Annotated in this window: 11 protein-coding genes; 1 reads left to right on the top strand and 10 read right to left on the bottom strand. The window is 64.9% G+C overall.

Annotated features, from left to right (window positions below):
• Positions 1-5 precede the first annotated feature (5 nt).
• A complete protein-coding gene (gene serS, locus K2U94_RS10930; protein WP_243067242.1) occupies positions 6-1,463 on the top strand; it encodes a serine--tRNA ligase in 1,458 nt (485 codons plus the stop codon).
• Here the strand turns inward: serS and K2U94_RS10935 are convergent.
• From K2U94_RS10935 to K2U94_RS10980, 10 genes are read right to left on the bottom strand one after another with little or no spacing between them, the layout of a single operon-like run.
• Positions 1,427-2,668 (bottom strand): glycosyltransferase, encoded by a 1,242-nt coding sequence (locus tag K2U94_RS10935; protein ID WP_243067243.1) that lies wholly within the window; start codon positions 2,666-2,668, stop codon positions 1,427-1,429. The two genes, serS and K2U94_RS10935, sit on opposite strands and share 37 nt — an antisense overlap.
• Entirely contained in the window at positions 2,665-3,633 is a 969-nt protein-coding gene (locus K2U94_RS10940) for a glycosyltransferase family 2 protein (protein ID WP_243067244.1), read from the bottom strand. Before K2U94_RS10940 ends, K2U94_RS10935 begins: the two co-directional genes overlap by 4 nt.
• Positions 3,630-4,211 carry an LbetaH domain-containing protein gene (locus K2U94_RS10945; protein ID WP_243067245.1) on the bottom strand — a complete coding sequence of 194 codons (582 nt, stop codon included), beginning with the start codon at positions 4,209-4,211 and terminating at the stop codon, positions 3,630-3,632. The genes K2U94_RS10940 and K2U94_RS10945 overlap by 4 nt, the downstream gene beginning before the upstream one ends.
• Positions 4,208-6,523: a glycosyl hydrolase family 28-related protein gene (locus K2U94_RS10950; protein ID WP_243067246.1), complete on the bottom strand. Its 2,316-nt coding sequence runs from the start codon at positions 6,521-6,523 to the stop codon at positions 4,208-4,210. The genes K2U94_RS10945 and K2U94_RS10950 overlap by 4 nt, the downstream gene beginning before the upstream one ends.
• Complete coding sequence (gene wzy / locus K2U94_RS10955; RefSeq protein WP_243067247.1) at positions 6,520-7,881, bottom strand: O-antigen polysaccharide polymerase Wzy; 1,362 nt, start codon at positions 7,879-7,881, stop codon at positions 6,520-6,522. Before wzy ends, K2U94_RS10950 begins: the two co-directional genes overlap by 4 nt.
• Positions 7,878-8,927 carry a glycosyltransferase gene (locus K2U94_RS10960; protein ID WP_243067248.1) on the bottom strand — a complete coding sequence of 350 codons (1,050 nt, stop codon included), beginning with the start codon at positions 8,925-8,927 and terminating at the stop codon, positions 7,878-7,880. Before K2U94_RS10960 ends, wzy begins: the two co-directional genes overlap by 4 nt.
• A complete protein-coding gene (locus tag K2U94_RS10965; RefSeq protein ID WP_243067249.1) occupies positions 8,924-10,012 on the bottom strand; it encodes an acyltransferase family protein in 1,089 nt (362 codons plus the stop codon). Before K2U94_RS10965 ends, K2U94_RS10960 begins: the two co-directional genes overlap by 4 nt.
• Positions 10,009-10,977 carry a DUF6625 family protein gene (locus tag K2U94_RS10970; protein WP_243067250.1) on the bottom strand — a complete coding sequence of 323 codons (969 nt, stop codon included), beginning with the start codon at positions 10,975-10,977 and terminating at the stop codon, positions 10,009-10,011. The genes K2U94_RS10965 and K2U94_RS10970 overlap by 4 nt, the downstream gene beginning before the upstream one ends.
• Positions 10,978-10,985: 8 nt before the next feature.
• A complete protein-coding gene (locus K2U94_RS10975) occupies positions 10,986-12,101 on the bottom strand; it encodes a glycosyltransferase family 4 protein (RefSeq protein WP_243067251.1) in 1,116 nt (371 codons plus the stop codon).
• Positions 12,098-13,414: a lipopolysaccharide biosynthesis protein gene (locus tag K2U94_RS10980; protein WP_243067252.1), complete on the bottom strand. Its 1,317-nt coding sequence runs from the start codon at positions 13,412-13,414 to the stop codon at positions 12,098-12,100. The genes K2U94_RS10975 and K2U94_RS10980 overlap by 4 nt, the downstream gene beginning before the upstream one ends.
• Between the last annotated feature and the right edge of the window lie 7 nt (positions 13,415-13,421).

Consider the following 13,421-nt stretch of genomic DNA (forward strand, 5'->3'; position numbering starts at 1 on the left):
CGCCCATGCACGACATCAAATCGATCCGCGAAGACGCCCAAGGTTTTCGCGCCGATCTCCTGCGCCGCAAGCCGGATGAAGCCGCCGCCGACGCCCTGCTGGAGCGGCTGTTCGCGCTCGATGACGCCCGCCGCGCGGCGATCGCCAAGGCGCAAGCCGCGCAGGAGCGCCGCAACGCCGCATCGAAGGAAATTGGCGCGGCGATGAAGGCCAAGGACATGGCTTTGGCGGAGAAGCTGAAGCAGGAAGTCGCCGATCTGAAACTGTCCATGGGCGCGATCGAATCGGAAGAGCGCGCCGCGATTACGGCGCTGGAGACCGAACTCGCGGCCATCCCCAACCGCCCGCTGCCCGAGGTTCCGCAGGGCGCCGACGAAAACGACAATGTCGAGCAGCGCCAGGTTGGCGAGAAGCCGAGCTTCCCCGATGGTTTTACTCCGAAAGAGCATTTCGAGATCGGCGAAAAGCTCGGAATGATGGATTTCGAGGCGGCGGCGCGGATTTCCGGCGCGCGTTTCGTAGTGCTCAAGGGCAGATTGGCGCGGCTGGAGCGCGCGCTCGCGCAGTTCATGCTCGATTTGCATGCGGATGAGCACGGCTATCAGGAAGTGGCGCCGCCGCTCCTGGTGCGGGATGAAGCAATGTTCGGAACGGCGCAATTGCCGAAATTTTTCGACGACCAATTTTACGTTCGCAGTGGCGCAAGCGAAGAACAATTCCGTCTCTCTCAGCTTGTCAATGATTGGCAGGGTGCCGTCGATTACATCGACCGACACGGCCTAGAAACATTCAAGGACGTCGCTTCGCGTGGGGTGATTGAGTTCGTCGATTTTAATCTAAACATGGATTGGGAAAGGCGTTGGCTCATTCCCACCGCCGAAGTGCCGCTAACCAATCTGGCGCGCGAGCAAATCCTGGACGACTCGTCGCTTCCTCTGCGCATGACCGCCGGCACCGCCTGTTTCCGCGCCGAAGCCGGCGCGGCGGGGCGCGACACCCGCGGCATCATCCGCCAGCATCAGTTCACCAAGGTCGAACTGGTCTCGATCACGACGCCGGAGCAATCGCTCGAAGAGCACGAGCGCATGACGTCTTGCGCCGAGGAAGTGTTGAAAAGGTTGAAATTGCCCTATCGCGTGGTGCTCCTTTGCACCGGCGACATGGGCTTCGCCTCGCAGAAGACCTACGACATCGAAGTCTGGCTGCCGGGGCAAGACCGCTATCGCGAAATTTCGTCCTGCTCGGTCTGCGGCGATTTCCAGGCGCGGCGCATGAACGCCCGCTATCGCCCCGCCGAGGGCAAGGGAACGCGATTCGTTCATACGCTCAACGGCTCGGGCGTCGCGGTCGGCCGCGCTCTTGTCGCGGTGCTGGAGAATTATCAGAATCCGGACGGCTCGGTGACGGTGCCCGAGGTTTTGCGGCCCTATATGGGCGGGCTGGAGAAAATTTCGCCGGCCTGAGCGGCGTGGTTGTCCGCCGCGCATAACCTCTTCATCAATGCGAGAAAGTCCAGCGCATTGGCGTCGAGGTCGAAGCGCGCGTCGAAACAGGCGCGCGCCGCGCGCGTCATGGCCTCGCGCTCAGCCGCCGACAGGCCGCAGAGGTGACGAAGCCCTCGTTCGACGCCATCCACATCGTCGCTGACGACGACTCCCGCGCCGTCGGCCTCCACCTCCCGCCAGATATTGACCTTGTCGGTGATCAGCACGGGCGTTCCAAGCGAGAGAGCCTCCGCGACCACGATGCCGAAATTCTCCTGATGCGAGGGCAGGACGAAGAATTTCGCGGCGCGAAAGGCGCCCCATTTGGCGTCGCCGCTCAACATGCCGGGCCAATGGATGCGTGCGCCGATGTTCATAGCCCTGGCGAGCGCCGCGAGGCGCGCCTTCAAGCCCGACTGGTCCGGCCCGGCGATCACGATATCGACGTCGGGAAAGTCTTCCACTGCCCGCGCGAAAGCCTGGATCAGCAGATCGACGCCCTTTTTTTCGTCGATGCGGCTCAGAAACAGGATGAAACCCCGCCCGCGCAATTCAGGCGCGGTCGCGAAAAAAGCGGCGATCTGCGCCTCCGGGTCGCCCTCGACGCGGCGGGCGCCATAGCCGGCCACATGATCCCTGGCGACATAGGGCTTGAAGGAGTTCCGGGCGAGGCGCCGCTCTTCCTCGGCCGTGAACATGACGCCGCGCGCGTCGCGCAGGACCCTGTGCTCCAACAGGAGCCAATAGAGCCGCTTGAACAAGGTCTTGACCGGATAAGCGCGGTTGAACCAGGGGTCGAGCATGCCGTGGGTGAAGACGACATAGGGCGCGCCGCCGCCGCGCAAGGCTCGCCATGCGCCGAGCGAAGCATAATTCCACAGGCCGTTGACGATGATCGCGTCGTAATTCGCGGCGTTTTTCTTCAGCCAGCGGACAAGGCGGGGACTGTAGCCATAGCGGGAAATCGGAACATGGCGCCTGATCCAGTCCGCCATCGGACCGTCCATGCCGACCGCAATGACATTCATCGGCAGGGCGCCGATCCACGGCGCGGTCGGCGGGTCGAGGGTCAGGACATGGCGCTCGCACCCGTGTCGGCGCCAGATCTCGGAACCCGCAATCACGCCATGAATCGGTCCGCCCGAGCGCGGGTCGGCGGTGGCGATGACGTGCAGAACTTTCATGCGAGCGCCCCCGAGCCCAGGGGCGCGGCTTGCCGCGAAAGATTTGCAGCGCTTTCGAGACGATGGCCGGTCAGCTGTTCAAGCGTCTTTCGCTTCGCCTCGGGGCTGTCCAGTCCGCGCAGCGCGCGCTCATATTCCTCGACCTTGGCGGCGACCAGGAAGCGATACCAGAACCCTTGCAGGAAATGATAGATCGCGCCCTCTCTTCCATCGAGGAAGCCGAACCGGACGATATAGCGATAGAGGAAATAAAGCAGCGGCCCCGCCCAGAGCGGCAGGCGATTGTAAATGCCCTCCTTGACCGCGCGCTTGAGCGAAGCCTGCCGGGACGTTCCTTCGACCGACAGAAGATCCGTTGAAGGGTCGAGGCCATATTTGCGATTGAGGACGTCGATCGCCTCCCGCGTCGCATATCTGTTGTGCTTGTCGGTGAAGAAACTCAGGTCGTTGAGGTTGGCGTCGGAAAAATCATGGCGGAATTCTATCGTCGAGCCGCCCCGCACGATGAGATGCTCGTCCATCCAGCGGTTCTCGATCCGGCCACGGCCGCGCCGGAAAATACGCAGCAAGATCAGGGGGTAGCGCCCGCCATGCCTGATCCAGCGGCCCAGGAAGACGTGCCGCCGCCTGAGGTTGACGCCGACAATCGTCGCAGGGAGGGCCGGCAGCCGTTCCGCGATTTCGGCGACCAGCTCCGGTTCGAGGATTTCATCGGCGTCGAGCCGCATGATCCAGCCTGAATGGATCGGCGCATGATCGAGCGCCCATTGAAACTGTTTGGCGTAATTGACGAATTTGTTTTCGAGCACGGTCGCGCCGAGCGCTCTGGCGATGTTTGCCGTGCGATCGGTCGAACCGGAATCGATCACAAAAATTTCCGAGGCGAGGCCCGCGACCGAGCTTATGGCGCGCGCGACATGTTTCTCCTCGTTGAATGTGAGGATGATGACCGCCAGATCGATCATGGTTTCAGTCCCGCTTGTTTGCGCAACGGCCGGCGGCGCGCCCGCGACCGCCGCGCCGGATTGCCGACATAGATCGTCCAGGACTCGAGATCGCGGAAAGCGACCGCGCGCGCGCCAAGAACCGCGCCCGCGGCGAGCGTCACGCCGGGGCCGACAAAGGCCTCGGCCGCGACCCAGGCATGCGCGGCGATGACGATCGGCCTGGCGTGAAGGGTGAAATGCGGGTCGTCCACGTCGTGCGTCCCGGCGCAGAGATGGGCGCCCTGCGACGCCAGCGCATAGGGCTCAAGCCGTATCGGAGCCATGCAATAGCAGTTAACGCCGCGCGCCAGACAGGAATATTCGGCCATTTCGAGATGCGGCGGATACCAGATTTGCACGCCGGGATAGATCCGCGCCGAAGCGGTGATCTTCCCGCCAAACAGGCGAACCAAAGCGCGGCGCCAGAGGAAGAATGGGGTCGGCGTCCAGGCGCCGAGGCCATTCCAGACCAGCCCCCAGAGACAGCGGAAGAGGCGATGGCGCAAGGCGAAGGTCGGGCCGCCGTGACGCGGACTGCGGCGTTTCGGCTCCATCATGGGCGCGCCTTGACGAAAGGAGGACAATCGCCCCAGAACGCGCGCAATGCGGCGGAGTCGAGCCGGACATCCCCCTCCGGCGCGACAGCAAGCACGGCGGCGGGCGGGAACAGGCGCTCATTGGGCGTCGAGCGCGAGGGATGGCCGAGAATGTGGTCGCCGGGCGCGACGAACAAAGGCGCCGGCGCGCCGGCTGGGCGCAGGCGGGCGGCGCTTTCGCCTTTTTCCGTTTCGATCGTGGCGCGCCGGGCCGCGGGGTAGAAGCGGCGCGCGTTGTGGAAGGCGAGCAGGCCGGAATCGGCCCGGATTTCTTGCCAGATCTCCCAGCTCTTGCCGAAATCCGGGGTGCGGACGCCATTGACCTGCCTGACCGCCAGCCGCACGGAGCCATCGGGCATGGTGGAGCTTTCGACGACATAGGCCGCCAGTCCGTCCGCTAGATCGAACAGGACGTCGCCCGGGCCGAACAACAGGACATCGGGCTCGAAGCCTTGCGCTCCCAACGCGCGCAGCCAATCGGCCGGGAGCGAGAGCACATAATCGGCGCCCTTCCGCTGCACAAATTGGATCGGATGGCGGTCGCGGTCGAGGACCAAAACCGGCGCCCGGCCGATGGGCCAGAAAGATTCGCCGTCGGACAGCGCTTCGACCCACCACGGCAGCGGCCGGCCCAAGGCGGCCGCGTCGCGATTGATGTCGAAGGCTGCGCCATCAAGGCCTTCTTGCGCCGCGAAGGCGACATGGGCGCTGGAAAAGTCGAAAAAGGCGAGCGGCGACAGGCGGATTTGGCGGGCGGCTCTCGCCCAGAAGCCGCCGGTAAAACTCTGCGCCAGCCTTCCGGCGGCGGTTTGGAGGTCGAAAACTACGGCTTGCGGTCGGCTGAAGGCGACGCCGTCGAACCTCACATCGGCGTCGAAAAAGGAAAAACCATTGCCGCCCAACAGGACGCAATGGCGGAACAGGACCGCGCCGCTCGGGCAATCGAGCAAGGATTTGGGCGAATGTTCCTCGTTCTTGATCGAAAACTCGAATTTACAGCTCTCAAAGGCGAGACCGGGAACATGCTCGGCGGCGGCGGAAGCCGAGCCGAGCCGGAAAATGCTTTCGCCATAGCAGCCCTCGAAGCGGATCGGGAAAGGCCCCTGGGCTTTCGAGCCGGCGAGATTGACGTTGAGGATCTGCCAGACATTGTCGAAGGAACTGCCGCAGATCAGCGCCTGATAGGAGCCGGCGCCCGGGCCGCAGCTCACGCTGTCGAGTGCGGTATGACAGAAATGCAGGCGCGAATTTTCGATATTGTTGCAGCGGGCATCGGCGTGGCCGTCGGCGACGCTGATGCAATTGAACTGGAAGGCGCAATCGCGCAGGGTGACGAAATCGCCGTTCGAGGCGTCGGGAACCTGGCCGGGCTGCACCGCGAGGGCGACGTAAAAGCCCTCGATCCGGCAGTTTTCCAGGATCGTGTTCGAACTGAAGTTCTTGTCATATGGCATTGTGTTAGAAACATATTCAGGAAACGTTGGCGCCGGATAAGCCGGGTCGGGCCTAGGACCGGCGAAGGCGTCGATCGTGACTCCGGCATAAGGCGCATGGCGGCTCGAACTCGACGCGGCCAGTTGCGGCCCGAGCCAGGCTTCGCGACGCCCCCGGTCCTTGAGACGGTCGTAATTGCGTTTCAGATGGTCGCGATTGACGCCGAAAAGCGAAATTCCGCGCAAGCGCACCCCACGTCCGCCCTGGATGTTGAGGCCGGGCCGGTCGTTGAAGGCCGGATAGAGCCCCGCGGGCTCGCCGTTGGGGCAAAGGCCGGGCTCGCCGCAGAATTCGAGCGTGACGTAACGCTCGCCATAGCCGATCTGGAGGGCGTCGGCGATGCGATAGCGGCGAGCGGGCAGAAAGACCTTTTTTGGCGCGCCCTCGCCGTAAAGGGCATAGTCGATCGCCGCCTGGATCGCGGGCGCGTCATCGGCGAGGCCATCGCCCACGGCGCCGAACTGGGCGACGGAAACGGTCTCGCCGGGCAGGATTTCCCACCAGCCGCCCCGCCTGTCGCGGATCTTGCCGGCGTGCAACGGCTCATGTCCGACTCGGCGATAGAGGGCCTCGCCGAAGCCGGCGACGAAGGCGCCGAGGACGAGGGCGTAAGAGACCGAAGCCGGCGGCGGATTGGCGGCGAGCGCCGCGCGGATCGGAAAAACGCTGGTATCGCCTTGGTCGGGCGCGGCGGCGGCTTTGTCGAGCGCCATGGAAGCGAAGGCGGCGCCCGCCAGCGAAGCCCGGCGCGAAAGGATAGGCGGGGGGCGATCCTTCATGATGCGCGCTCCGCCGCCGGCGCAACCCCACGGGGCGGAAGCCGGGTGAATATCGGCGTCAGCGCCACGATCAGCAGCGCAAGGATGAGCGGCGCATGGCCGAGCAGGCCCGCTAGAGCCTCGAAAAAGTCCGGTGGGACTTTTTGGACCGCGAACAGCAGGAAGAAATTGATATAAAAGACCCGCGCCAGAAAACTGCCTTCGCCCAGCCAGCGCGCCAGCAGCGAGAACAGCAGGCCGAGCGCCAGTCCGTCGAGGATCACGCCGATCCAGCCGCCCTCGCGATAGGCCGTGAGGCCGCCGAAAGCGGTCAGGCTCCCGAGCGAGCCGAACGCCAGCCGCCACGCCTGGACCGAAATCTCGCCGTCGATCGCGCCGTCGGTACTGAGCACATAGGGTTTGTCCGGAAAGATGAGGCGGGGGACCGGCGAGACGAGGACGGAATAATAATAGAGCCAGTTGGCGTAGCCGGTGCGGTCGATATAGTCCTTCATGAACACGGTATTGAAGATCAGATCGCTGCGGTCGATGATCGACTGAAAACTCTGGAAAGCCGGATTGCTGGAAACCTGATAATGGCCGGCGACTTGGGGCGCCGAGAGAAATTCGCCGGATTTGTCGCGCCGCGCCTCGCGCAGATAGACGGCGAAAGGGCTTACCGCCATCAGGAAGATCACGGCGGCGGCGAGGATGCGCAAGGCGCGGCCGGTCTGGCGGGTGACGGCCATCGCGGCGAACAGCATCATGATCGGTGCGATCGCCGCCAGGCGTTGCCCCAAAGGCAAGGCGAGCGCGACCAGCAGGACGATCATCGCGCCATAAGTGAACTGGGCGCGTCGCCGCCCGTGGGCCGAAGCGATCGCATAAGCGATGCAGATGAAGCCCGAGGCGAAGACTGCGACCGCAGAGACGAGCGAGCGGAAATTCGATTTCTGCTCGAAAAAGGCGTCGAAATTTTCCGTGCCGTAAGAGGTGCGCGGGGTGGTTGCGATATAGGCGAGATAGAGGCCGAAGGCCGCCCAGGCGAGCCTATAAAGGTGGCGCAGGGCGATATGGTCGAGGGCGCCGAAATTCATCACCGGGACGGCGCGGGTGAGTTTCGCGCATCCCAGGCAGGAAATAACCAGCGCGCAGAGGAAAAGATAATGGATGAGCAAGGCGTAAAAGACCTTCTCGTCCGGGATCGGCGCGAGCGACGATAAAGGCTTGAACAACACCGGAAGGGGATAATAGCCCAGCGAAAACAGGGCGATTGTTCCCAGATGGACGGAAATTACGGTGCGGCGCCTGGCCATGAGCGTCATCAGCCAGAGGCAGGTGACGACATAGGCCAAAGCGAGGATGAAAGAATTCGTCATCGGCGCGCCCGCTCGGAACGCGCGGAACCGTGCGCCGCGCTTGCGGCTTTTTCGTTCGGAATGGACAGGAAATCGCTTTCGATCCGCTCGGCCGTCGATTGGACGAGCGATTCCAGAAATCTCAGCCGGTTCGAGGCGAGAATCCTGGGGCCGTGGCGCAGGGCGCCGCGCATGAGCGCTAAGCCGCCCCGCAGACGCTCGCCCGCAACAATCCGCCACTTGGCGTCGGTGAAGGCGTATTCGACCGGAAAATATTCGCTTTCAAGCCTGCGGCGGACGGATTCACGATGGCGGCTGAAAAGTTCGGGCCGTTTGGCGAAAATATCAATATTCGTGTGAGACCGGACGAGGTGGGCGGCGGCGCTCATGACGCTGTTCGACGCCTGGATAGGGCGTTTCGACCGGGAAACACCACCCCAGTGCCGGCGGTAATGGATGAGTTCCCGGTTGATGTGGCCGAATTTCGCGCCGGTTTCAAGAGCGCGCAGCCAGAAGTCATGATCTTCGGCGAAAGAATAATCGCGATAGCCGCCGAGCCGCTCGAAAATCTCGCGCCGCATCATCACGCTCGGATGAATGATCGGCATGGCCCGCCGCCGGTAGAGAAGGAATTGGAGGAGAATGTCGCTGTTCCATGCGTCGCCCATGAGATGAGGGCCGGTGACCCGCCCGCCTTCGTCGATCAGCGTGGCGTTGGAACAGACGAGCGAAATCTCCGGGTGGGCGTCGAGCCACGCGGCCTGAAGGGCGAAGCGCTCCGGACTAGCGATGTCGTCGGCGTCCATGCGCGCGATCAATTCGCCGCGGCAGAGCGCGCCGCCGCGATTGAGCGAGGCGGTCAGGCCGGCATGCTCGGCCTCGATCAGCCGGATGCGGGGGTCCGCGTAAGATCGAACGATCGCCCCTGTCGCGTCGGCGCTGCCGTCGTCGACGATCAGGAATTCGAAATCGCCAAAAGTCTGCGACAGGATGCTTTCCATCGCCGGCCGCAGAAATTTTTCGCCATTATCGACCGCCATGAGGACGCTGACTTTGGGGCTGTTCATGCCGGTGTTCCCGCGGGTCCGAGGCGCAACGTCGCGGGGCTGAGGCGCCGGACCAGCAGCGCGGCGCCGGAAATCGCCGCGATCGTGAGGACGAGGAAGGCGAGGAACAGCCCGGATGCCTGCGCTTTCGTCTTGACCAGCGACGCGAAAATGAAAAAGGCGATCGGGTAATGGACGGCGTAGACCTCAAAGCTCAGGCTGGCGAGTCCTTGCGTGGCGCGGCGGGCGCCTCCGGCAAGGCCCTGCTTCGCGCCCTGGGCGGCGGTGACGAGAAAGATTCCGGCAAAACCGCAGGTCAGGATCGAGGGGAGGACCGGCAAGCGGTTTGCAAGAACGATAAGAGCAGCGCCGAGGACGAGCGCGCTTGCAAGGGAAGCCGGGCGATTTGGGGAAACCCGCGCCGCCGCGCCCAGGGTCCAGATCAGGAAAAGGCACAGCCATTCGGGGCGCAGCCAGGCGGCGAGCAGCAGAGCGAAGGCGAAGGGCGCGGCGTTGCGGCGCGAAAGCCAGCGGATCGCGGCGAAACCGGCGAAATAGAACTGGACGATATAGCCGAGCGTCCACAGCGGGCCGTTGGAGCCGAACACGCCGACGAGGGTTGGCTGGAGGCTGAGGAGATTGCCGAGGAAACGGACGGGCGTGATCGCCGCGAAATAATCGTAATTCTGCCGGCGGTAGAGATCCGCGCCGTGGAGCAGAAAAGCGCCGGTCAGGTCGAGCACGGCTGAAAGGACCAACGCGCCGGCCAGAACGGGCATGATTTTCGTCATCCGCCGGGCGGCGAAGGAGCGGAAGTTCAGGCGCCGCCCGTCGAGGCGGTCGCGGAGCAGCGCGCCGCCGACCAGGAAGCCGCTCAAAAAGACGAAGAGATAGGCCGCCTGCGGCCCGAACCGCGTCGTCAGGCGAAAGGCGACGGCGCAAACAGCGAAGGGCGACCAGCCCGCGAGTTCGGGAAGGGTCGGCAGGGCGATCGCCGCCAGATGGCCGAGGACGACCTGCGCAACGAGAAAGGCGCGCAGGGCGTCGAGCCAGGTCGAGGCGGCCGACGAGATCAGCGACGGGGGGCTGGGGACGGCGCGGTTCATCGTGCGGCGGCCCTCAAATCGCGGACCAGGCCGCGCCGGCGCCGGAAGGCGCGGAAGGCGCGGCGCCAGCGGTGCAGCGCGTCCCTTCCGCTCGGCCGCCACGGATTGAGCCGGCGCGCCAGTTCGGGGGTCAGTTCGCTCTCCGTGCAGGCGAAAAAGCCGTCCGGCGCGAGGACATAATTTTCGGTCCCGGCCGGAACGAAAGCGGCGAAAGTCCTGCGCTTCTGGAAATGGATGTAGAGGAATTCCTCGAAGGCGATTTGGCCGCGCCGCCAGAAGACGCGAAAGACCCGGCCCCGGTCGTAAAAAAACAACTGGTCGCGGTCGTTGCGACACGGCGCCGTCCGCTCGAAACGCGCGAGCGCCGGGTCGATGTCGGCAACGAGCGATTCGTCCTTGAAAAGGCGCGCGCGGAAGGCGCCCCAGATCAGGCCGACGCCGATATGTTCGTCGAAGCCGCGAGGACGCGGGTCGGACAGGATGGCCCGCCAGTCGAGCGCCGGATGCGGCCGACGGAACATTTGGTTGGCGAAGTCGCCATTACGGTAGAGCGTCAGGTGGCCGAAGGTGAAGATCTTGTCGTGCCGGGCCAGGATTTCTGGCGTGATGAAACGGCGCAGGTCGCCGAAGATCATGTCCAGATCGCAATGGCCCCAGAAATCGCATTTCTGGGCGTCGTCGAGCAGGGCCCAGAAGGCTGGACGGAAATCACAGACTTTATAGGGTGTGAGCGCCGGCGCCTCGACGCCGAGGACGGCGCTCATCTTTGCGCCGAACGCGGCAAGCGTCATCGGCCGGACCTGCACATTGGGCGGCAGATCGCAGGTTGAGCAATCGGCGTCGGCGATGACCAGCCAGTCGAAATCGGGATTGCGGCGGCAGGAGTCGAGCCAGAGCGGGAACCAGGCGGGCAGCTTTCCGAAATAGACGGCGAGGATGACGACGAAGGGGAAGTCGCTGCGCATCGCCCCGCTCACACAATGGCGTGGAGGAAGGCGCTGTAGCGGCGCGCATAGGCCGCCCAGCTCAGGTTGGACTTGTCCTTTTCCGTCAGGATCGCGCGGTCCTCCGGCTGGCGCGCAATGAAATTCTCCATGCGGCGGATGGCGGTGGCGAGCGCCCCGGCGTCGGCGGGCGGAACCACGATGACGCTCTCTCTATTCGCGATCAGTTCGCGAAGGTCCGGCGCGCCGGTGCGCGTCGAGCCGATCACCGGCAGGCCGGTGGCCAGCGCTTCGGTCAGAACCATCCCGAAACCGTCCTCGCGCGAGGGCAGCAGCAGCATGTGGCGGCGGGCCATTTCGGCGTGGAGTTCGGGATGGGGCTTGTGCCCGAGCGTCGTGAAATTGGGCAGGGCGGGGAAGGACAGGTCGTGGGCCGTGCCGATATGGGTCAGGTGGAGGTCGGGGTTGCGGCGCAAGACCTCGGCGAGGACGTCGCAGCCCTTGCGATGCGACCATTGCCCGACAAAGAGCAGGCGGGCAGGGCCGGGCGGACGAGGGGTCGGCGCAAAGCGCGCGAGATCGACGCCATAAGAATTTTTGAACAGTCTTTGCCGCGCGAAGCCGCGTTCCACAAAACTTTCGACGGCGTGATCCGAGGGCAAAGCGATGTAATCGGCGCGTTCATAGCTCGTCAGTTCACGCGCGACATAATGGGCGCTCAAGCGTTGGCCGCCGCCGGCGACGAGCAGTTCGTTCTGGCTTGCCACATGGCGGGAGCCCCGTTCGATCACGATTTTGGCGCGATATTTTTCGCGGGCGGCGCGGGCCGAAGCATCGGCCAGGGCCGACAGACCGATGAAAATGTCGCAGGGCGGCAGATCGACGGCGTAAAGCGCGTCGGCGCGGCGGAACAGTTTTTGGACGCCTCGGGCCTGGAGCCTGTGGGCGTGGCGGAACAAAGCGGCGGCGGACCAGGGCAGCAGGCGCCAGAAATAGCTGCGCGCATGGACTGCGGGAATGCCGTCGCGCCGGTTCCGGAACGGCGGCAGATAGGTCAGATAGGCGACCTCATGGCCTGACGCGATCAGCTCCCGCGCCAGATGGCGCAGGTGAAAGCCGGAGGTGGTGGCGATCGCGATTCTCATTGAGCGGGCGCGAGAACTGCCGCCGCGGGGGCGAGCGCGCGGCGGGACAGAGCGAAGGCCGCGGCGAATTTGACCGCTTCGACGGCCGCGCGGCCCAAAGCCGCGCCGAAGCCGCCGCCCCAGAAGGCGCCGGCGGGGACCAGCGCCAGGGCGACGGCCCCGATCCCGGCCTGCGTCTTGAGCAGGCTGGCGCTGGCGCCGGTCGCCAGGATGGCGTTATCGACGGCGTGGGTCATGATCGCAAAGGTTTGCGCCAAGGCGAGGATGGTCATGATCGGCGCGGCGCCGTCGCGAAAGGCGGGCGCGAGCGCGACCAGGGCGATGGTTTTGGCGAGCAGCGCGATGGCGACGGCGCCGGCCGTTCCGATCGCGGCCGCCGTCGCCAGCCATTGGGCCAGGCGCCGGCGCGCGTGCGTCAAAAAATCTTCCGCGTCGCGGCGATGAAACAGCAGCGGCCGGAAATAATTGGTCAGGATCGCGGTTGTGATCGAATAGGGGCGGCTGAGGAGGCCGCCGGCCGCGCTATAGGCGCCGGAGCCGGCGAGGCCGGCGAACAGGCTGACCGCATAGCGGTCGAGATAGGCGCCGATCCAGCCGAGCGGCGCCATGGCGCTGACGGCAAGGCCGTATTCGAGCGCCTGGGCGACCTCCCGCGGCGCTGGCTTTGCCGTCGCGCCGTCGAAATAGCCGAAGCCGCACATCAGGGCGGTGAAAGCGAGGGTGGTCGTCAGCCGCCCGGCGACGAGGCCGGTCAGGAAGCCGAGCGCGTCGGCGCGGAGAAAGGTGAGCGTCGCGGCGGTGAAGGCGAGGGTGATCATCGCCTCGGCCCCGGTCCAGAACGAAAAGCGCGAAAATTCCCGCCGCGCCATCATCGGGCTCAGCATCGTGGTCTTGGCGATCTCTTCGGCGAGATAGGCGAGGGCGAGCCAGGGCGCGGCGAGGATGAGCGTTTGGACAGGATGGAAAAGGTCGAGGGCGGCAAGCGCAAGCGCGAGCAGGACCAGGGCGGCGGCGATGGGACGGAACAGAAGCCAGCCCAGACGGGTCGCGATTTCGCGCTGCTGCGCGCAATCGCTCAAGGGGACGCACAGCGAGAGCAGGGTCTGGTTCAGGGCCATGACGACGAGGCCGTCGAGCAAGGCGACGACGCCCATCGCCACCATGGCGAGGCCGAATTCGGCCCTGTCGAGCAATTCGGTATAGATCCGCACGCTCGCCAACGCCGTGGCGGCGACGACGATCTGGCCGGAGGCGGAAAAGGCCAGAGCCTTGAAGCCGGCCGCGCTGTTCGTTGTCCTGCCCCGGGGCGTCATGGAGCGA

Source organism: Candidatus Rhodoblastus alkanivorans (genome assembly GCF_022760755.1).
GTDB lineage: Bacteria > Pseudomonadota > Alphaproteobacteria > Rhizobiales > Beijerinckiaceae > Rhodoblastus > Rhodoblastus alkanivorans.

Excerpts from the sequence above, each read along its gene's own strand:
- serS (WP_243067242.1), top strand. The coding sequence starts at position 6 with ATGCACGACATCAAATCGATCCGCGAAGACGCCCAAGGTTTTCGCGCC.
- K2U94_RS10935 (WP_243067243.1), bottom strand. The coding sequence starts at position 2,668 with ATGAAAGTTCTGCACGTCATCGCCACCGCCGACCCGCGCTCGGGCGGA.
- K2U94_RS10940 (WP_243067244.1), bottom strand. The coding sequence starts at position 3,633 with ATGATCGATCTGGCGGTCATCATCCTCACATTCAACGAGGAGAAACAT.
- K2U94_RS10945 (WP_243067245.1), bottom strand. The coding sequence starts at position 4,211 with ATGATGGAGCCGAAACGCCGCAGTCCGCGTCACGGCGGCCCGACCTTC.
- K2U94_RS10950 (WP_243067246.1), bottom strand. The coding sequence starts at position 6,523 with ATGAAGGATCGCCCCCCGCCTATCCTTTCGCGCCGGGCTTCGCTGGCG.
- wzy (WP_243067247.1), bottom strand. The coding sequence starts at position 7,881 with ATGACGAATTCTTTCATCCTCGCTTTGGCCTATGTCGTCACCTGCCTC.
- K2U94_RS10960 (WP_243067248.1), bottom strand. The coding sequence starts at position 8,927 with ATGAACAGCCCCAAAGTCAGCGTCCTCATGGCGGTCGATAATGGCGAA.
- K2U94_RS10965 (WP_243067249.1), bottom strand. The coding sequence starts at position 10,012 with ATGAACCGCGCCGTCCCCAGCCCCCCGTCGCTGATCTCGTCGGCCGCC.
- K2U94_RS10970 (WP_243067250.1), bottom strand. The coding sequence starts at position 10,977 with ATGCGCAGCGACTTCCCCTTCGTCGTCATCCTCGCCGTCTATTTCGGA.
- K2U94_RS10975 (WP_243067251.1), bottom strand. The coding sequence starts at position 12,101 with ATGAGAATCGCGATCGCCACCACCTCCGGCTTTCACCTGCGCCATCTG.
- K2U94_RS10980 (WP_243067252.1), bottom strand. The coding sequence starts at position 13,414 with ATGACGCCCCGGGGCAGGACAACGAACAGCGCGGCCGGCTTCAAGGCT.